Origin of the sequence: Kitasatospora sp. NPDC050463, from assembly GCF_040655255.1 — a bacterium.
Lineage (GTDB): Bacteria > Actinomycetota > Actinomycetes > Streptomycetales > Streptomycetaceae > Kitasatospora.
Window position 1 is genome coordinate 1 of record NZ_JBFAJO010000004.1, and the last position, 18,382, is coordinate 18,382.

Genomic DNA, 18,382 nt, shown 5'->3' on the forward strand with positions numbered 1-18,382 from the left:
AACAACCCGGCCGGCCCCGCCGCACACAGTGCGTCGGGCCCGGCCTTGTTGTGTAGTAGCGGGGACAGGATTTGAACCTGCGACCTCTGGGTTATGAGCCCAGCGAGCTACCGAGCTGCTCCACCCCGCGTCGGTGACACCGACCCTACGGCACAGCTCGCGCAGAACGAAATCTCCTTTCCGCCGCCGCCGAGAAAGCGCCTGCAGCAGGTGGCTGCGGCGGCCCAGGAATCAACGTCCGGGCCCCCGCCGAAGCGGACCATGTGATGTGGGGCCATGCGCGCCGCAGTCGGCCGGGAGCGTGCCCGCCGTGCCGCCCGCATTCGGGTTACCGAGTGGCCTCGGCCTCGTGCTTGAGGTTGGTGACCCAGTGGTGCAGGGAGTTGTCGAGGGCGGCCTGGAGCACGGCCTGGTTGGCGGTGACCGGCTCACCGGTCCAGGATTCCTCGGTGTGGACGAGGACGCCGTCGGGGGTGGGGGTGAAGGTCCAGACGTGGACGGCGGTGATGCCCTGGGCGGGGCCGCCCCAGACGAGGCGCCTGCCGGGATCGACCTGCTTGACGGTGGAGGTGATGTCGAGGCCTTCGGTGCTCCAGCGGAACACCGAGCCGGGGCGCAGGCGGCCGGGGGTGTCCTTGGCCATGCTCTCGACGTTCGGCTGCCAGGTGGGCCAGTTCTCGAGGTCGGTCTGGATCTTCCAGATGGTGTGCAGCGGGGCGTGGATGAGGATGCCGGTACGGGTGATGACCGGGGCCCGTTCGTCGATCCGCACGTCCGCCGGATGCTTCGCGGCCGCCTCGGCCACCGTGCTGGGGCGCTCTGCGGTGAGGGCGGAGGCGGCGGTGGGGGTGGTGAGGAGGAGTGCGAAGGTGACGGCCGCGGTCTTGGCTGCGGTGAGCGTACGCATGGCAGTGCTCTTTCTCGGAGGAGTGGGTCTGCTGGAGGTCCCGGGGGCGGCAGGCCGTTCCCGCGGGGGTTCGTCAGAGGGCGCTGTCGGGGATCCAGGAGCCGTGGATGCCGGCGGTGACCCGGCGGGGCAGGTGGACGGTGGCGATCCGGTCGAGGCCGGAGGCGTCGAGTACCAGCAGGTGGGAGGCGTCCTGCTTGAGGTCGGAGACGACGGTGAGGAGGTAGCCGTCGTCCTCGCGGGTGGCACCGGCCGCCGGGACGAAGACGGCTTCGCTGGGCAACCGGGCGTCGCCCGCCTGGTGGATGCGGCGCTCGCCGGTGCTGCGGTCGTACTTGACGACGCCGTAGCCGCCGACGCCGTGCTGGTCGGGGAAGGAGATTGCGTACTGGTAGCGGTTCTCGACGCCGAGGAAGTCCTCGTTGAGCGTGGGGAACTCGATGGCCAGGTCGTCGATGACGCGCTCGTCGACGCGGCCGGCGGCCAGGTCGATGACCCAGCGGCGGTTGTAGGAGCGGGTGTTGGGCTCGCTGCCGCGGCCGGGAGCACCGACCCACCAGTTCCAGGAGAGCTGGAAACCCTCGCGGTCGACGGTCGGGCCTTCCAGGACGATGCGGCCTGCGGCGTCCTCGTGGGCGTTGGCGGCGTGCAGCATGTTGCCCGGCTCGATGGGGAACCAGCGGATGTTTCCGGCACCGTCGGCGCCGCGCGGCATGACACCGATCCGGGCCGGCTGCGAGTCCTGCCAGGAGTAGGGGATACCGGAGTGCTCGGTGGGGTCGAAGGTCACGGTGCCCTCGATGAAGACCACGTGGTTGCGGGTGAGCGCGAAGTCGTGCTTCAGGGAGGCGGTGGCGCCGGGGATCTCGGCGCTGTGGGTGACGTGCCCGTGCGCGTCGGCGATGTAGTACGTCAGGAACGGCGGGAAGGGTGAGGAGCTGAAGAAGTGCAGCTCGCCGGTGACCGGGTCGCTCTTGGGGTGGGCGGTCATCGCGCTGCGCAGCTTGCCGTCGAAGTCGAAGGGGCCGACGGTGTCGAGGTCCCTGGTGAGTTCGAAGGGGAGGTTCGCCTCGCAGAGGGCGAGCAGCCGGCCGGCGTGCTCGATGACGTGGGTGCCGGCGGTGGAGGCGGTCAGGTCCGGGCCGTTGTCGGTCATGTAGGGCGCGCCGTCCAGGGCGGGCGTGCGCACCCAGCGGTTGCGGTACCACTCGGCGCGGCCCTCGCGCAGCCGGATGCCGTGCACCATGCCGCTGCCCTTGAACCAGTGGGTGGGGGTGACGCCGGGCTTGGGGTTGTGGCTGTTGCGGATCAGGCGGCCGGTCAGTTCCGGCGGCAGGGTGCCGTCGACGGTGAGTTCGGTGGCGGTCAGTTCGTCGGCGGCCGGTTCGTAGTGGCCGGTCAGGAAAGGCTTGGCGGTCATGGTTGGTTCCTTGCGGTCTCGGTGCGGGGGCGCAGGGGCGGTGTGGGGCGGGGGTGGGCCGGGCGTGGGCGTCTGGTCGTCAGGAGCGCTTCTCCGCACGGTTCTTGAGGCAGGTGAGCCAGTCCTCCAGGGAGGTGCGCAGGGCGTCGCGGAGCTGGTCGGCCGCGGCCTCGACGGGTGCGCCGCTCCAGGACTCCTCGGTGCGGACGAGCACGCGGTCGCCGCTCTGCTCGAAGGTCCACACGTGGATGCCCTCGATGCCGTTGGCCGGGCCGCCCCAGACGATCCGGGCGCCTGGCACGAGCTCGTGGACGGTGGAGGTGATGTCCAGTCCGTGGGTGCGCCAGGTGAACGAGGCGCCTTCGGCGAGCGGTCCCTCCAGCCGGGCCTGGTCGATGTCGGTGTTCCAGACCGGCCAGTCGTCGATGCGGGTGTGCAGGGACCAGACGGTCTCCAGCGGGGCGTCGATCTCGCTGGACAGGCGGACGATGACGGGCGCGGTCTTGTCGATGGTGAGCACGGGTGGTTCCTCTCGATAGGTGTGCTGGTGGAGTGCGGGTGGGTCGGGTGGTCAGTGCCGGGCGCGGGCAGCGGGTCGCGCAGCCGGGGCCCGGGTAGCCGCGGGGCCGGGGGGTGTGCGCCGGGCCAGGCGGGCCGCGAGCAGGGCGGTGCCGGCCAGGACGGCGGCGCAGAGGCCGAAGGCGGTGCGGTAGCCGGCGGTCAGTGCCTCCGGGTGGGTCTGGTGCCCGGTGGCGTGAGCGGTGACGGTTCCCGCGACGGTCGCCAGGACCGCGAGCCCGATGGCGCCACCGACCTGCCGGGTGGTGTTGACCAGGCCGCCCGCCAGACCCGCGTCCGCTCCGGTGGCGCCTTCGACGGACAGGGCGGTCAGCTGCACGAACGCGATGCTCAGACCGAGTCCCACGAGGACGCTGGGGCCGAGGATGTCGGTCAGAAAGCTTCCGTCGGCGCTGATCCGGGACAACCACAGCGTCCCGGCCGCCTCGGTCAGCAGGGCCCCGACCACCGCGGCCCGGTTGCCCACCCTCCGGGTGAGGGCTGGGGCGAGGGCGGCGCCGAGCATGTTCGCCCCGGCGAGCGGGAGTTGGCCGAGTCCGGTCGTCAGCGGGTCTTCGCCGAGGACCTGCTGCTGGTAGAGCGGCAGGAAGAAGAACAGTGCGATCCACGTCGAGCCGAACAGGCCCATCAGCAGGTTTCCGGCCGCCACACCACCGCCGGCGAACAGGCGTGGTGGCACCAGCGGGGCCGGGTTGCCGCGCTCGACCCGCAGGAAGAGCAGCGCGAGTGCGGTGGCGGCGGCGAACGCGGCGAGGACGCGGGTGTCGGTCCAGCCGAAGTGGCGGGCCGTGGTCAGGCCCCACACCAGGGCGGTCAGGGACAGGGCGCTGGCGGCGGTGCCGGCGAGGTCGAACCTGGCCGCCTCTCCGCGAGCGGTGGCCGGGACGAACGCGACCGTCGCCGCCAGGACCGCGAACGTCCCGATCGCCACGGTGTGGAAGATCCACGGCCAACCCCAGGCCTGGGTCAGGAGCCCTCCGAGGATCACTCCCGCCGCGCCTCCCGCACCGGACACCGCACCCCAGACCGCGAGCGCCTTGGTCCGGCCGGGGCCCGGTGGGTGGAGACCCATGGCCAGGGCGAGTGCGGCGGGGGCGACGGCCGCCGCGCCGGCGCCCTGGACGGCGCGGGCGGCGATGAGGACGCCGGGCGAGGTGGCCAGTGCGGCGGTGGCGGAGGCGATCCCGAACGTGCCCAGTCCGACGAGCAGCACGCGGCGCCGGCCCAGCAGGTCGGCGGCGCGCCCGCCGGCGAGCAGCAGCGCGCCGAAGGCCAGACCGTAGGCGTTGACCACCCAGGTGGTGGCGGTGTCGGAGAGCCCGACACCGTCGCGGATCTGCGGCAGCGCGACGTTCACGATCGAGGTGGCGAGCATGACGGTGAACTGGGCGGCGGCCAGTACCGCGAGGACGGCACCGTGAGGTGGTTTGCGCATGGGGGCTCCTGGCGGTCCGGTGGGCAATGAGAGCGGGCGGCGGAGTTCAGCGCGTGCTGCGCTCGGCGGCGGACTTCAGGTGGAGGAGCCACTGGAGCAGGGACTGGTCGAGTGCCTGCCTGATGCCGTCGGGGTCGGTCCGCACGGGCGCGCCGTCCCAGGACTCCTCCGTGACGACGAGGGTCGCTCCTGTCGAGGGCGTGAACGTCCACTGGTGGATCGCGTTGATGCCCTGGGACGGGCCGCCCCACAGGATCAGGCGGGGTGCGTCGACCGCGTACACGGTGGAGGTGATGTCCAGTCCGGCGGTCTGCCAGTGGAACTCCGCCCCCGGTGTCAGCGGGGTCAGCGCCCGGGCCTCGGCGATGTCCGGCTGCCAGCACGGCCAGTCGGGCACACAGGTCAGCAGATCCCAGACGGCAGTGGCCGGGGCGCTGATCGGCAGTTCACGACGGGCGACGACGGGAGCGGCCCGGTCGATGCCCGAGGGCGTGTTGTCCATGGGGTTGAGTCTCGTCCGGCGGCCCTTGGCCCCTCTTCGGTGAAAGTCGCCTAGACGGTTGCCTAAGTCACTCGGTGACGGGTGCCGAGGGCTCAGGGCGATGCTGCGCCGGAGGGCCGTGAGCCGTGCCGGGCTCGGTGCTCACATCGGACCGCCGAGGCCAAGACGGTGCTCGGGGCCTGAGCGGAGACGGTGCTCGGGGCTTGAGGAGCCGGACGGGCCCGGGCTCACGGGTCGTGCGATCCCGCCGCGGAGGATCGGCCACCGCCTCGCGTCCGATCCCTGCGGCACTGCTCGGTGTGCGGGGCGTCGGAGGGACAGCGCAGAGGGGAGAACGGCCGGGGCGCTAGGCCGCCCGGCCGAGGACGTCGGCGAGCTGGCGGCGGGAGGTGATGCCGAGCTTCTTGAAGACGCTCCGCAGATGGGCATCGATGGTGCGGGGGCTGAGGAACAGCCGGTCCGCGACCTCCCGGGAGGTCGCTCCGGTCGCCACGAGCCTGGCGATGTTCAACTCCTGGCCCGTCAGCATCTCCATGACACCGAGCGTGGAGGACCTGGCTTGTTCACCCGCGGCAGCCAGCTCGACCCGCGCCCGTTCAGCGAATCCCTCCGCCCCCATCGCGGTGAACAACTCGTGAGCCGCGCGCAGCGCGTCACGTGCCTCCAGGCGGCGGCCGTCACGGCGCAGCCACGCCCCTTGGTGCAGAAGGGCCCGGCCGTGCCACGCCCGCAGGCCGGCGGCGCCCAGTCTGGTCACCGCCTCGGCGTGGAGCGGCTCCGGGTCGTCCGACAGCAGAGCGGCGAGGCCCGCACGCATGCCCAGCGCCCAGTCGGTGCCTGCCGCGGACGCGTGGTCCGACAGTCGGGCGAACGCCTCGCGGGCAGCGTCGGCCTCGCCGCACCGGACGGCCGCCTCGATCAGTTCGGGCAGTGCGAGGCTGGAGACTCCCAGGTCGCCGTCGGTGAGAGCCAACCGGGCTGATGCCAGCGCCGCCCGGTGGTCGGCGACGCCGTTGGCGTAGAGCGCCGCTGCCGCATGGGCGGTCGCCGTCAGCATGCCCTTGTGCCGCGCGTGCGACTCGGCCAGGACCCGGTCGATCAGGGGTTCCGCCTCGGCGGCCTTTCCGCGTAGGGCGGCGGCGTAGAGACGGCCGTACCAGTGAGGCGGGACTCCGGTCGCCTCGGCTATGCCGTCGGCTTCGCTGTTCAGGGCCGAGGCTGCGACCAGGTCACCGCGTTGGACGGCCGCCAGGGCCTGCATCCAGAGTCCGACCGGGAGGATCATCAGTGCTCCGGCGAGGCGGGCGGACTCAACGGCCCGGGTGGCGAGCTGCTCCTCGAGGGTGACGTCCCACAGTTCGACGGCGAGGAGGGCCGCGAGCGACAGACGGTGCGCCCAGAGCGGATCGGTGACGTCCGACAGCAACTCCAACAGCCCCGGCACTGCCGCGAGGTCACCGTCGAGGTAGGCGACGAGCGCGTCCAGCAGGTCGTCGGCGGTGGAGCCGTCCCCCACCGCGGCGGGTGCCCGTCGGGCCGCTTCGAGTGCCTCGCGTGCGGCGGGGGAGGAGCGGCCGACGACGAGTCCCGCCTGCAGGGCGTCCAGCAGATGGAGTCGGGCCCGGTGAGGGTCGAGGCCGGCGGCCTTGACGAGATGACCGACCGCGTCGGCCGCGCCGTCGCGGAAGAACGCCGCTTGGCCGCGCACGAGTTCGGCCTCCACCCGGCCCGGGCCGTCGATCGGACCGCTGTCGGCCGCCTCGACCAGGGTGACCGCGTTCTCGAAGGAACCGGCCTCCAGCGCGGCCCGCGCCGCGGCGAGGCTGCGTCCGGCCCGTAGCCGAGGATCGGCCGTGAGGGCCGCGGCCTGTTCCAGGAACGCGGCCCCGGCCGCGGCACCGCCCCTGCTCCGTGCGCGCTCCGCGCAGCGCAGCAGATCGGCCGCGACCTCCTCGTCGGGGCGGGATGCGGCCTGCGCCCGGTGCCACGAACGCCGGTCGGGCGCCGCCAGCGGATCGGTGACGTCAGCGAGTGCTCCGTGAACACGGCGTCGCTCGGCCGACGACGCGGAGGTGTACACCGCCGAGCGCACCAGCGGGTGCCGGAACCGGGACTGCCCGCCCAGCTCGATCAGGTCCGTCGCTTCGGCCTCGGGTCCGGCTTCCGGTCCCACACCCAGCAAGTCGGCCGCCCGCCACAGCAGACCCGGATCACCAGTCGGCTCCGCGGCCGCGACGAGAAGCAGAGTGCGTGCGCTACCCGAGAGTTGGGAGAGCCGCTCCTGGTAGCTCCGCTCGATGCGGTTGGCCGGCGAGACCGGAGTCGGCAGCCCGAACCCGCCGGCCAGACCGGCGGGACCGAGCCGGCGCGGCAGCTCCAGCAACGCGAGCGGATTTCCGCGGGCCTCGGCGAGGATCCGTTCGCGGACCCGCTCGTCCAAGGGGCCCGGGAGGCTGGAGGAGAGCAGGACCCGGGCCGCCTGGTCGGGCAACCTCGACAGCGTCAGCGCCGTCAGCCCTTCGAGTTCCCCGACGGCGTGCGGGTCACGGACTCCGAAAACGATCGCGATCGGCTCGTCCGCGATCCGCCGGGCCACGAACGCCAGCACCTGCGCCGATGCCCTATCCAGCCAATGCGCGTCGTCCACGACGCACACCACGGGCTCCTCGCCCGCGGCGTCGGACAGCAGACCCAACAGGCCGAGTCCGACGGTGAAGCGGCTCGGCGCGCCACCATCCCGCAGCCCCATGGCCACGGCGAGATCCTCCCGGTGGGCGGAGGGCAGCCGCTCGATCCGGTCGTGCAACGAGCGGGTGAGCTGGTGTACCGCGGCGTAGGCGAAGTCCGCTTCGAACTCGGCCCCGTTCACCCACAGCAGTCGTACACCCTCCAGCCCTTCGGTGACGTGGCGCAGCAATGTGGTCTTGCCGATACCCGCTTCGCCGCGAACGACTGTCGCCCCGCCCCGCCCCACTCGCGCGCCGGCGAACAGTTCGGAAAGAGCGACGCGGTCGGCGGGCGGAAAGTACTCAGAGCCAGTCACAAGAGCCACGCCGGAATCATGTCACGCCCTCTGAGCTCGACGGATACGGGAGACCGGGAGCCGTGGAGAAGTGTTCCGCGCCCGTAGCTCTCGACAACACGCTCTTCATACGACTCGTCGAGACCGGCGTGATCGGCACCCCTGGCGCAATCACCGAGCTTCTCCGGCACCAGATCCATCAGGGCTTCGAGCACGGCCGCCTGCTGACCCGAGACATCGAGCGGGTCCGGCAGTTCGGTGAGGCAAACAACTACCCCGTCCTGCCGTGGCCGGGCTTCAACTACCCCCCGGAGCTCGTCGCTGAGCACGGATGCTCACCGCATCAGTGCTCGACGCCGAGGGGCGGTGGGCTGACTTGGCAGACGACCTTCAACTCCACTTTCTGGTCGACGACTTGGAGCTCGTCACTGAATCCCGGTGACGCTCGCCCCGCGCTCAGGCTGCCGTATCCGGTCGCCGGACGATAAACGTCAAGCTAAGCCTTGAGTGGTGCGGCGGACCGGGCGGCCTGCTCGATCTTCGCGCAGTGGGCTGCACGAGCTTCCTCGTCGATCTGCTTCTCGTATTCGGCGCGCAGCCCGGTCCGGCCGTCGATTCCCTCGCGCAGGATGTCGGCGTGCCCGGCATGCCGGATGGACTCGCCGAGGACATGGACCATGACGGCGAACAGGTTCGTGTTGGGAGAAGGCTCCGGCCACCACGGCACGTGGCCGGGGGCGTCGAGGGGAAGCTCGTTGATCGTCGCGTCCGCGTGTTCCCATGTGCGCCGGTAGAACCCGATGATCTGATCGCGGGTCTCGTCCTCGGTCGCCCACTGGTCACTGCCGTCGGAGTCCTGCCACCGGGGCAGCGGTTCCGGGGAAGGGCGCTCGAAGACCTCGCCGAAGTACCTGGCCTCGACGGTGGCCACGTGTTTGACCAGGCCGAGGAGGTTGGTCCCGGTCGCCGTCAAAGGTCGGCGGGCGTCGTACTCGGACAAGCCGTCGAGTTTCCAGAGCAGCGCCTCGCGGTCCCGCCGCAGTCTCCCGTGCAGGTTGGCCTTCGCGAATTCATCGATCATGCGGCATGAACCTTCCTTGGCTGTTCGTGGTCTCAAGGTCCCGTACGTGGTCCGCAACGGCCGGCAGAGCCGAGGCTTAGGACTTCTTGCACAATGAGCCACCGGGATGACTGCCGGTCAGAGCAACGTGGGGGGTGCGTGGCGGCTCGCGGCCGACCCGACCTGCCACGGTTACTGCGCAGGAGAATCTGGACGCATGCTGTTCGGTGCCGTTCTCTGCTCCCGTTGAGCAGTTCGGGACGGGGACCGGGGAGGTGGGCGGGTGCCAGCTGAGAATCCAGCCGGCGGTAAGCGCCGTCGCGCCGCCTGCCAGGGCGATTGCGCCGCCCGTTCCGATGCCCGCGGCCACCGAGCCGAAGCAGGCCGGCCCGACGCCCTGCAGCGTCATGCTGCCGGAGCCGAGCAGACCGAAGGCCTGGCCTTGGCCATCCTGCGGCAGGGCGTCCAGGAAGGGCCGTTGCAGGCCGAGACAGTAGGCGAATCCGAACCCGCAGAGCAGCAGCAGACAGGACGAGACACCCACTCCGGGCTCGGCGGCGAAGCCGACCAGCGGCAGCCCCATCAGTGCGATCAACGGGACCACCAGTCGCTCCCGGGCGGGTGGCCGTAGCAGTCGGCCCACCAGGAGGTCACCGACAAGCATGCCGACCGGCAGACAGCCCATCAGCACCGCGTACCAGCCGGGCGCGAAGTGGCGTCCTCCGGCGTAGGCGACGATCAGGCCTTCCGCGCCCGCTACGAACGCGGGCGGTAGCCACTGCGCCAGCATCAGTCGTCGTACCGTGTGTCCGCGCAGCAGCAGGCCGGCACCGTGCAGGCTCGCCCGGACGGCCCCGCCGTCGCCCCGAGCGCCGCCGGGTGCGCCGCCGAACTCTCGCAGCTCCAGCCGGGGTAGCCGGATGCGGACGGCGAGCGCGCAGCCGAGGTAGAGGGCGGCGCTTACCGTGAGCGCCCGGTGCGGGCCGAGTACCGCGACGACCGCACCTCCCAGCGCCAGACCGAACAATTGCGCGCCGGAGGAGGCGATGTTGTTCAGTGAACGGCCCAGGACATAGGCGTCGCCCTCCAGCCACTGCGCGACCAGCCGACTCGACGCGCCGCCGAACACCGGTGTGGCGAGGGCGACCAGCGCCACGACACCGAGGCTTGCCGCGATCGGCATCCGCACCAGGGCGAGCAGCAGGGCGGCGGCGCACTCCAAGGCGTAGCCGCAGGCGATGAGCGCGCGGGGCGGCAGTCGGTCGGCCAGTGAGCCCAGCAGCAGCGAGCCGAACAGCTGCGGGAGAAAGCCGATGCCGAAGGCCAGTGCGCTCAACAGCGCGGAGCCGGTGGCCGCGAAGACCAGCACCGAGAACGTGGTGATCCGCAGCGAGCCCGCAGTGATCGCGACGGCGCGGGTCGAGAAGAGCAGCCGGAATCGCGGCTCGGCCAGCACCTCCCGGTAGGTGGCACGGTGGTCGCCCTGCGCGGGTCCGGCGGTTGGGGTCATGACGCCCAGCCTCGCCGTGCGTCCACGCCACTCACCAATGATTCGTCGCTGGACGAATCGGAACTGACGTCCGGCGGTAGCATCGCAGGGTGCTCCGCTTCGAAGTCTCCGTCGAGGACCTGCTGCGCAGCCGGTTCGCACTGTCGCCCGCGATGGACCTCTGCTTGCTGCTACGCTCGCTCGCCGGCCAGAACCGGCCGCTGCCGCGAGCCTGGGCCACCCGGCTCGTGCCGGCCTTTGAACGGCTTCGCCGCGAGACCGAACTGGACGCCGCACTCGCCCTGCAGGCCCCGCGAGGCGGACCGAACTTCGTCGCCCCGCCTCCGCGCGGCCTCAACCAGACCTGGGCAGACGACCTGGCCATGATCCGGGCCACACCGCTGGAAGCGGCCCGCCACGAATTCGCCGCCACCGCGACCGGCCCGTCCGCCCGTGATCCCCGCGTACGCGCAGTGCTGGACTCCACGGATGCCGTCTCCAGGATCGCCGAGGCGATGGACCAGGCGTGGCACGAGCTGCTCGCCGCGGACTGGCCGCACCTGCGCGCGATCTGTGAGCGCGATGTCGTGCACCGGGTGGGTGTGATCGGCGAACACGGATGGGCCACGGCCATCGAGAGCCTGCACCCGAGTATCGCCTGGCGCGCCGGCGGTATCGAGATCGCCTACTTCCCCCCAGTCGGGAACGTCCGCCTCGCCGGCGACGGGCTACTGCTGATCCCTTCGGTCTTCGTCGGGAACATCGCCGCCCACCTGGAAGACCCCTGGCCCAGGACCTTGGTCTATCCTGCCCGCGGCACCGCCGCCCTGTGGGGCGAACAGGAGACCGTCCCCCGACCGGACGCGCTGACCGCTCTGGTGGGCCGGGCCCGGGCCCGGCTGCTGTTGGCGCTGGACGCCCCGGCCAGTACCAGCCAGCTCGCCCGAAGCCTGGCCATGGCACCCGGCGCGGTGGGAGACCACCTCGCCATCCTGCGAGGCGCGGGGCTGCTCGTCCGCGCCCGGTCCGGACGGTCGGTGCTCTACCGGCGCACCCCGCTCGGCGAGGCACTGGTCGGCGGTACGGGCTGAGGGCTCGGAGTCGTAGCCGGTCGGCGTGGCATCCGCCAACTGCCCCAGCCCCATTGACCCGCCTTGGAGAACGCCGGCAGCAGGAGCACCAGCCCCGCACCCAGCCCGCACGCCCCGAGCAGGTCGAAGCGCCCCGAGCGCGAGCAGCAGCATCCGCCGAGGCGGGCATGGTCTGGCGTCCGCTCCCACCCGACGCACCGCACGAACGCTCGTCCTGGCCGCACCGGCCGACAGCCGGTGGGCCGGTCTGCTCCGTACCCGGCCCGACCGGCCCTGACCGCCGCAGGCCTCAGCGCACGAGAGTCCGCACGATCGCCGCTCGGCCCCCGACCTGGATCCGGCGCTCCAGGCCGTCGTGGTGGACGGCCGCCGTGACGGTCGACGGACGGCCGAGGTGGTCGCCCATGTCGACGACGAGGCGGTCCATACCCGATCCGACCGTGTGCGCGGCCAGGCAGGCCGTGCTGTTGGCGTTGGCGATGTCCTCGGGGACGCCGATCGACGGTGCGAACATCCGGGCTGCCGTCCGGCCGTGCCGGTCCGGGGGCGAGTAGGCGTAGCAGCCGAGCAGGCCGTAGCGGTCACAGGCCGCGCGCAGCAGGGGGAAGTCCGGGGTGAGTCCGGCGAGCACGGCCCGGGACCGGACGGCCAGCAGAAGTCTCGGCCGCCCGTTCGACGCCACGCAGGCGTCCCCGGCGACTGCCTCCGGGGTCAGTCCGAGGCCCTGTGCGACCGCTTCCAGTTCGGGGCCTCGGACCTCGCGCAGGCTGACCGGGCCCGGGTCGAAGGAGGCTGTCAGGCCGTCACCGTTGCGGGTGGCCCGGCCGTCGAAGCTGCCGTGGGTCGTCCGCAGGACGGCGTGGTAGGCGTCGTCGCCGGCACGGTGGGCGAGCAGCGCGAGGGCGGCGACGGTGCCGTGGCCGCAGGCGGGCAGTTCGCCCGCGGCGGTGAAGAACCGGAGGGTGTACGAGGGGCGGGCGCGCTCGACTCCGGTCGCGCGGAGGAAGACGGCGTGCGACGTTCCCAGCTCCGTCGGAATGCGGCGTCGTTCCTCGCCGGTCAACGGCGCGTCGTCCAGAACGGCGGTCGGGCTGCCACCCCCGCGCCGTCGCTGGCACGCGTCGACGATCGCTACCTCGGGCACGGCACCGGACCGGTGGTCAGCAGCATCGTCAGGTCGAGTGCGGGCGCGCTGTGGGTCAACGCCCCGACCGAGATGAGGTCCACGCCCGTCCCGGCGATGGCGCGGACACTGTCCAGGCGGACGGTGCCCGACGCCTCCAGCAGGATCCGGGGAGCGTCGGCCCGTCCGGCCCGGGCGCTCACCACCTGCGCGATGTCGGCCGGCGGCATGTTGTCGAGCATGATCCAGCGGGCCCCGGCATCCAGCGCCTCGACTGCCTCTGCCACGGTCCGCACCTCGACATCGACCTCCACCGTCCGCCCGGTACGCGCCATCCCGAGGTGGACCGCCTCGATCGCCGCGGTCACCCCGCCCGCCGCGGCGATGTGGTTCTCCTTGAGCAGGACCATCGCCGCGAGGTCCAGCCGGTGGTTGTGGCCACCACCGACGGTCACCGCGTACTTGTCGAGGGCGCGCAGGCCCGGCGCCGTCTTGCGGGTGTCCAGAACGCGAGTCCCGGTCCCGGTTGCGGCCACGGCCTGGACGTAGCGGTCGGTCAGTGTCGCGATGCCGCAGAGGCGTTGCAGGAAGTTCAGTGCCGTGCGCTCTCCGGTGATCAGGCTGCGCGCCGGGCCGGACAGGCGCACCAGGAGGTCGCCGTCGGCCAGCCGGGTGCCGTCGGTGACGCTCGCCTCGATCCTGACCTCGGGATCGACCTGCGCGAAGACCTCGGCGACCACAGGGAGTCCGGCGGCGATGCCGCTCTGCCGGGTGCGGATCTCGGCCGTGGCCGCCAGGTCTTCGGGAACGCTCCACGCGGTGGTGATGTCGTTCTCCGCGGCGTCCTCGGCCAGGGCGGCGGCGACGGCGGTCCGTCCCGGCGCCGAGGGGAACTGGGTCGACGGGAACTGGGTCGACGGGGACTGTGTCGTCGTCATCCGGTCTCCACCTCTGAGTGGGCGCCCTGCCGGGCACTGATTCGTTTTCCGAAGCGATCGCCGATGGTAGCGTTTCGGAATCCGAAGCATCAACCTTGGAGGCTGGACTCCACGCCATGCCAACACCCAAGCCGGGCGAGCCAGTTCGCGGTTCGACCACCGGCCGTCCCCTCATGGCCGCACTCGACCTGTTCGGGCGGCGGTGGAGCCTGCGCATCCTCTGGGAGCTGAGCGGCGGCCCCCTCGGGTTCCGTCCGCTGCAGAAGCAGTGCGACGACATGTCCTCCAGCGTGATGCGCCAGCGCCTGGCCGAACTGCAGGATGCCCACGTGGTTCAGCAGCTGCCCGACAGCCGGTACGAGCTCACTCCGCTCGGGCGGGAAGCCTGCCTCTCGCTCGGCCCCCTCGCCCAGTGGTCGGAACGCTGGGCGGCGGCGCTCGAGAGCGGTGCCACGGGCTGACGTCCACGCGGGCCCGGGTGTTGACGGGGCGTTCGGACCTTCCGCCGGCACCTAGCGCTTCGGATTTCGAAGCGCTAGCATCTCGGACTGCGACAGTGCTTCGATATTCGAAGCGATTCGGCTCGGCCGTTCGACCCGAGGGGGCGGCATGACTCGGCAGGAAAGCGCCACAGAACGTTCCACGGTGCTCGGTTGGAGGGAGCCGGGCCCGCTCTTCGCCGCCAGGCCGGAGCAGAGCGGCCTGCAGTACCTGCGGGGCCTCGCGGACGGCGAGATCGTTCCACCACCCGTCATCCAGGTGCTCGGCATCACCGTGGAGAGTGCCGAACCCGGCCGGGTGCGGTTCACCATGCCGGCACCCGGATTCCTCGCCAACCACCTCGGCGTTCTCGCCGGCGGCATCCTGGCCACCGTCATCGACGCGGCCCTCGCTAGCGCCGTGCTGTCGGCCGTCGCCGCGGATCAGGACATCGTCACCCTCGACCTCGGCGTCGACTTCTTGCGCCCGGTGACGGCGCCCGGCGGCCCGGTGACGGTCGACGCGGAGGTGGTCCACCTCGGCCGCAATCGCGGACTGGCGACCTGCCGCGCGCTCGACGCGGACCAGCGACTGTGCGCCGTCGGCAGGAGCACCTGCCTGATCCGTCCCAAGCGATGACGGCCGGTGGGAGCGGATCGAGCCGCTGTTGCCGCAGGGGTGCGCTCGCTGGCAGCAGTGAATCCGGCGTCAGACGTGCACCTTCCGACGTGCATTCTCGGACGCGCACTTTCCGAACACTGGAGGTTCTCGTGGCCAAGGGCTACTGGGTCAGCGCCTACCGCACCATTTCCGACCCCGAGAAGCTGGCTGCCTACGACAAGCTGGCCGGTCCGGCCGTCAGGGCCGGAGGCGGACGGCTGCTCGCCCGCGACGGGCGGGTCGTCCCCCACGACGACGGCGTCGCCGAGCGCGTCGTCCTGATCGAGTTCGACAGCTTCGAACAGGCCGTCGCAGCTCACGCGAGTGAGGCCTACCAGCAGGCGCTGCTCGCCCTGTCCGACGGCGTCGAGCGCGACTTCCGCATCATCGAAAGCGTTTAGGACTCGGGGATGAGGATCAGCGGTCCTCCCGTCGAGGTGGGGCGGCGTTCACAGTGCTCTCCAAGGCTCGCCAACCGGACGCGACATCACCACCACGGGCTGCTCGGCCTGCGGATCGCTGCGCACCGGCGCCGCTGAGGGCTCGGGGGCCCACTTGGCGAGCAGAGTGAGAGCGCGCAGGGTCCGCGCGCAGCGGGCGGCGTCGGTAGGGGCGGCGAGCCCTCGAAGACGCCGCCCGCCTCGTTCAGGGCTGTCCCGACATGAGGCCTGCTCGCGGTGATTCCGTAGGCCCACGGCGCCTTGACGTGGTCGAGAGATGTCGTCCAGCCGGGGCGGTGTCCGCGATGACCGCGGGTACCGGGTTCGGTACCACGAAGAGGGCGTGTGACGTGGGCCCGGTAGGTCCACAGCAGACATTTCCCGCTGTTGGGGGGCGAGCTTCGCCCGGGGAGATCACCCGTTCGGCCGTGCAGGCGATCGCGGCCTCGGAATGGTTCACGCGAGGGATATATGCAACGCTTTTGTCAGCTTATCGTCGATTACGTCATAGGGCGGTCTGCTGGTGGACGAACGAGGTGAAGCTTCCCCCGGTGGCGGGTCGCCCCGGCAGGTCGCGGACAGCGCGGGCACGGCGGAGTGCATCGTCGACGCCCGAGGGTGTGTCACGCGCTGGAGCGAGGGTGCGCAGAGTCTGCTCGGCTACTCGGCCTCAGAGGTCCTGGGACGGCCCGCCGTGCTGCTGCTGGCCGAGTCCGTCTCGTCGGCGGAGGTGCGCGCGGTGGTCGCCGGTCGGCAACGGTGGAGTGGCGAGTTCGCGCTGCGGCACCGTGACGGCCAACGTGTGGAAGTGACCGCCGTCGCGCACCACAACGCGCCGGGATGCGGACCGGACACCTGGCGCGTCGTCTGCCCGTTGGGCGGTCGGCAGCCGCGGCGCGAGGACGACGACCTGGTGCGCTGGGCCTTCGACCAGCTGCCCGGCTGTTCCATCTCGATCTACGACGCAGACCTCGGCTACCGCCGCTCGAACCAGGCCATGGTGCCCGTCGTCGGCTTGTCGGACGATGCCATCCGGGGCCTTCACGTCCAGGACATCACCACGCAGCCGCAGACGGGGGATTTGGCCGACGGGTTGCGCAATGCGGTCGACAGCGGTGAGCCGAGCCACCTGGAGAGCTTCCAGCGCACTGGGGGCCAGCGACGTGTCCACGCGTGGTCTGTCGATTTCGTACCGCTGAGAGAACCGGGCGGGCGGGTGCGCGGGGTCGCGCTCGTCGCCCACGACATTACCGAGCAGCATTACGCACGCAAACGCCTCCTCCTGCTCAACGAGGCCGCCAGCCGCATCGGCAGCACGCTTGACCTCGCGCAGACCGCGCGGGAACTGATGGAGGTGACGGTTCCGGAGTTGGCGGACTTCGCGAGCGTCGACCTGCTCACCGCTTTGGAGACGGATGCCGAACTGGGTGAGGAGCCCTTGCACGGCACCGTGACCTTGCGACGGGTCGCGCACCGTTTCGCCCCCGGCAGCAGCCCTCGCCTGAAGACCGTGCTCGACATCGGCGTGGCGGACAGCTATCCGGATTTCACACCGCCCGCGCGTGCCCTCGCCACTGGGGCGGGTGTCCTCAGCAACGCCGAGGACACCGAATTCATCCAGTGGATGCGCGCCGACGCGGTACGTGCCTCACGGATCCGTGAGCAGGGCTACCACTCGATGATGGCGGTGCCTCTGCGCGCCCGAGGGGCGACTTTGGGAGTGGCGGTGTTCTACCGTCGCAGCCGTCCGGACCGGATGGAGCGCTTCGATCACGACGACCTGCTTCTCGCCGAGGAACTGACCGCCAGAGCGGCCGTGGCGATCGACAACGCCCGCAGATTCACGCGCGAACGCGACACCGCCCTTTCCCTGCAACGCAGCCTCCTGCCGCAGCGTATGCCGGAACAGAACGCGGTCGAGGTTGCCACCCGCTATCTCCCGGCGCGGACGCGGTCGGGACTCGGGGGCGACTGGTTCGACGTGATCCCGCTGTCCGGAGCCCGCGTCGCGCTGGTCGTCGGCGACGTCGTCGGCCACGGCATTCATGCCGCGGCGACGATGGGACGCCTGCGCACCGCGGTGCGCACCTTGGCCGACGTCGACCTGCCTCCCGATGAGCTTCTGACTCATCTCGACGACCTGGTCGTCCGCCTGTCCGCCGAGGTCGAGGCCGATCAGCCCGGCAGCGAGGCCGGCGCCACCTGCTGCTACACCGTGTACGACCCGCTGTCACGCACGCTCACCGCCGCCAGCGCCGGACATCCACCCCCGGTCATCGCGCCGCCGGCCGGCACCGCCACGGCGTTGCCGATCTCGGTCGGCCCGCCGCTCGGCATCGGCGGCCTGCCCTTCGAGGCGACCGTCGTGAAACTGCCGGAGCACAGCCTGCTGGCCCTGTATTCCGACGGCTTGATCGAAACCAGAGAGCGCGACGTCGACGAGGGGTTGGCGCAGTTGTGCGAGCTTCTCGGCGATGCCGACGCGTCGCTGGACGGCATCTGCGACGCCGTCCTGGGTGAGCTGATCAACGGCCGGGCGCAGGACGACGTCGCCCTCCTGCTCGCACGCACCCGGGCGCTGGACGCTGGACGTGTCGCCACGTGGTCTGTCCCATCCGATTCGATCGCGGTCACCCAGGCCCGTAAGGACGCTGCCGAACGCCTGTCCGCATGGGGACTGGCGCACTTGACCTACGCCACCGAGCTGATCGTCAGCGAACTCGTCACCAACGCGATCCGCTACGGGGCTCCCCCGATCATCCTGCGCTTGATCCAGGACCGCACGCTGATCTGCGAGGTGTCCGACAGCAGCGGCACCGCTCCGCACCTGCGTCGCGCGCGCGTCTTCGACGAGGGTGGCCGAGGCCTGATGCTCGTCGCCCAGATGGCCCAACGCTGGGGCACCCGTCACACGCCGGCCGGAAAGACCATCTGGGCCGAGCAGAGCCTTGTCCCCGGGAAGTGAACGACTTCGCGGGCTCTGCCACAGGGCCCTCGCCCATCAGCGGGAGCTGGTGCGCCGACCGCGAGCCCGTACCCGCCTGACCGCGATGTGACGATCCGTCAGGGTGACGGCCCGCGTCGCCGACCATCGGGACGGTCGGCGACGCGGCGGTCACCGGGAGGTGCTTTCGGCATCCGCACCACGGCACCCCGTGCCCAACCGGTTCCGCCAACTGCCGGCCCGGCCGGGCGGGCGGTGGTCCGCCGGTCGGCCGGGGCCGGCTGGCCGACCG

General features: G+C 71.5%; 16 protein-coding genes and 1 tRNA gene. 5 read left to right on the plus strand and 12 right to left on the minus strand.

The window, feature by feature from the left end; all coding sequences use genetic code 11:
* Positions 1-56: 56 nt before the first annotated feature.
* From AB0J08_RS03920 to AB0J08_RS03965, 10 genes are all read right to left on the minus strand, one after another.
* Positions 57-130 (minus strand) — tRNA-Met (locus AB0J08_RS03920).
* A 198-nt stretch (positions 131-328) separates the two neighbouring features.
* A complete protein-coding gene (locus AB0J08_RS03925; RefSeq protein WP_360626420.1) occupies positions 329-907 on the minus strand; it encodes an SRPBCC family protein in 579 nt (192 codons plus the stop codon).
* A gap of 73 nt (positions 908-980) precedes the next feature.
* Complete coding sequence (locus tag AB0J08_RS03930; RefSeq protein ID WP_360626423.1) at positions 981-2,327, minus strand: carotenoid oxygenase family protein; 1,347 nt, start codon at positions 2,325-2,327, stop codon at positions 981-983.
* A 79-nt stretch (positions 2,328-2,406) separates the two neighbouring features.
* Positions 2,407-2,847 carry an SRPBCC family protein gene (locus tag AB0J08_RS03935; protein WP_360626426.1) on the minus strand — a complete coding sequence of 147 codons (441 nt, stop codon included), beginning with the start codon at positions 2,845-2,847 and terminating at the stop codon, positions 2,407-2,409.
* A gap of 51 nt (positions 2,848-2,898) precedes the next feature.
* Positions 2,899-4,341 carry an MFS transporter gene (locus AB0J08_RS03940; RefSeq protein WP_360626429.1) on the minus strand — a complete coding sequence of 481 codons (1,443 nt, stop codon included), beginning with the start codon at positions 4,339-4,341 and terminating at the stop codon, positions 2,899-2,901.
* 46 nt (positions 4,342-4,387) lie between these two features.
* Positions 4,388-4,843 carry an SRPBCC family protein gene (locus tag AB0J08_RS03945; RefSeq protein ID WP_360626432.1) on the minus strand — a complete coding sequence of 152 codons (456 nt, stop codon included), beginning with the start codon at positions 4,841-4,843 and terminating at the stop codon, positions 4,388-4,390.
* Positions 4,844-5,189: 346 nt separating this feature from the next.
* Positions 5,190-7,895 (minus strand): AAA family ATPase, encoded by a 2,706-nt coding sequence (locus AB0J08_RS03950; RefSeq protein WP_360626435.1) that lies wholly within the window; start codon positions 7,893-7,895, stop codon positions 5,190-5,192.
* Complete coding sequence (locus AB0J08_RS03955; protein WP_360626438.1) at positions 7,883-8,194, minus strand: hypothetical protein; 312 nt, start codon at positions 8,192-8,194, stop codon at positions 7,883-7,885. The genes AB0J08_RS03950 and AB0J08_RS03955 overlap by 13 nt, the downstream gene beginning before the upstream one ends.
* 167 nt (positions 8,195-8,361) lie before the next feature.
* Positions 8,362-8,946, minus strand: coding sequence for a DinB family protein (locus AB0J08_RS03960; RefSeq protein WP_360626441.1), 585 nt, complete (start codon positions 8,944-8,946; stop codon positions 8,362-8,364).
* Positions 8,947-9,022: 76 nt separating this feature from the next.
* The gene (locus AB0J08_RS03965; RefSeq protein ID WP_360626444.1) at positions 9,023-10,435 is read right to left on the minus strand and encodes an MFS transporter; all 1,413 of its coding nucleotides are present in this window, start codon (positions 10,433-10,435) and stop codon (positions 9,023-9,025) included.
* Between the two features lie 89 nt (positions 10,436-10,524).
* Between AB0J08_RS03965 and AB0J08_RS03970 the strand changes: the two genes are divergently transcribed.
* A complete protein-coding gene (locus tag AB0J08_RS03970; protein WP_360626447.1) occupies positions 10,525-11,505 on the plus strand; it encodes a winged helix-turn-helix domain-containing protein in 981 nt (326 codons plus the stop codon).
* 289 nt (positions 11,506-11,794) lie between these two features.
* Here AB0J08_RS03970 and AB0J08_RS03975 read toward each other — a convergent pair whose 3' ends face one another.
* Both AB0J08_RS03975 and nadC read right to left on the minus strand, forming a co-directional pair.
* Entirely contained in the window at positions 11,795-12,649 is an 855-nt protein-coding gene (locus AB0J08_RS03975) for a PhzF family phenazine biosynthesis isomerase (RefSeq protein WP_360626450.1), read from the minus strand.
* Positions 12,637-13,566 carry a carboxylating nicotinate-nucleotide diphosphorylase gene (gene nadC, locus AB0J08_RS03980; RefSeq protein ID WP_360626453.1) on the minus strand — a complete coding sequence of 310 codons (930 nt, stop codon included), beginning with the start codon at positions 13,564-13,566 and terminating at the stop codon, positions 12,637-12,639. Before nadC ends, AB0J08_RS03975 begins: the two co-directional genes overlap by 13 nt.
* Before the next feature lie 116 nt (positions 13,567-13,682).
* Here nadC and AB0J08_RS03985 point away from each other — a divergent pair, with 116 nt between their 5' ends.
* From AB0J08_RS03985 to AB0J08_RS04000, 4 genes are all read left to right on the plus strand, one after another.
* Positions 13,683-14,027 carry a helix-turn-helix domain-containing protein gene (locus AB0J08_RS03985; protein WP_360626456.1) on the plus strand — a complete coding sequence of 115 codons (345 nt, stop codon included), beginning with the start codon at positions 13,683-13,685 and terminating at the stop codon, positions 14,025-14,027.
* 148 nt (positions 14,028-14,175) lie between these two features.
* Positions 14,176-14,685: a PaaI family thioesterase gene (locus AB0J08_RS03990; RefSeq protein ID WP_360626459.1), complete on the plus strand. Its 510-nt coding sequence runs from the start codon at positions 14,176-14,178 to the stop codon at positions 14,683-14,685.
* 131 nt (positions 14,686-14,816) lie between these two features.
* Positions 14,817-15,107, plus strand: a complete 291-nt coding sequence (locus AB0J08_RS03995; protein WP_360626462.1) for a DUF1330 domain-containing protein — start codon at positions 14,817-14,819, stop codon at positions 15,105-15,107.
* A gap of 562 nt (positions 15,108-15,669) precedes the next feature.
* Positions 15,670-18,111, plus strand: coding sequence for a SpoIIE family protein phosphatase (locus AB0J08_RS04000; RefSeq protein WP_360626465.1), 2,442 nt, complete (start codon positions 15,670-15,672; stop codon positions 18,109-18,111).
* Positions 18,112-18,382: the final 271 nt, after the last annotated feature.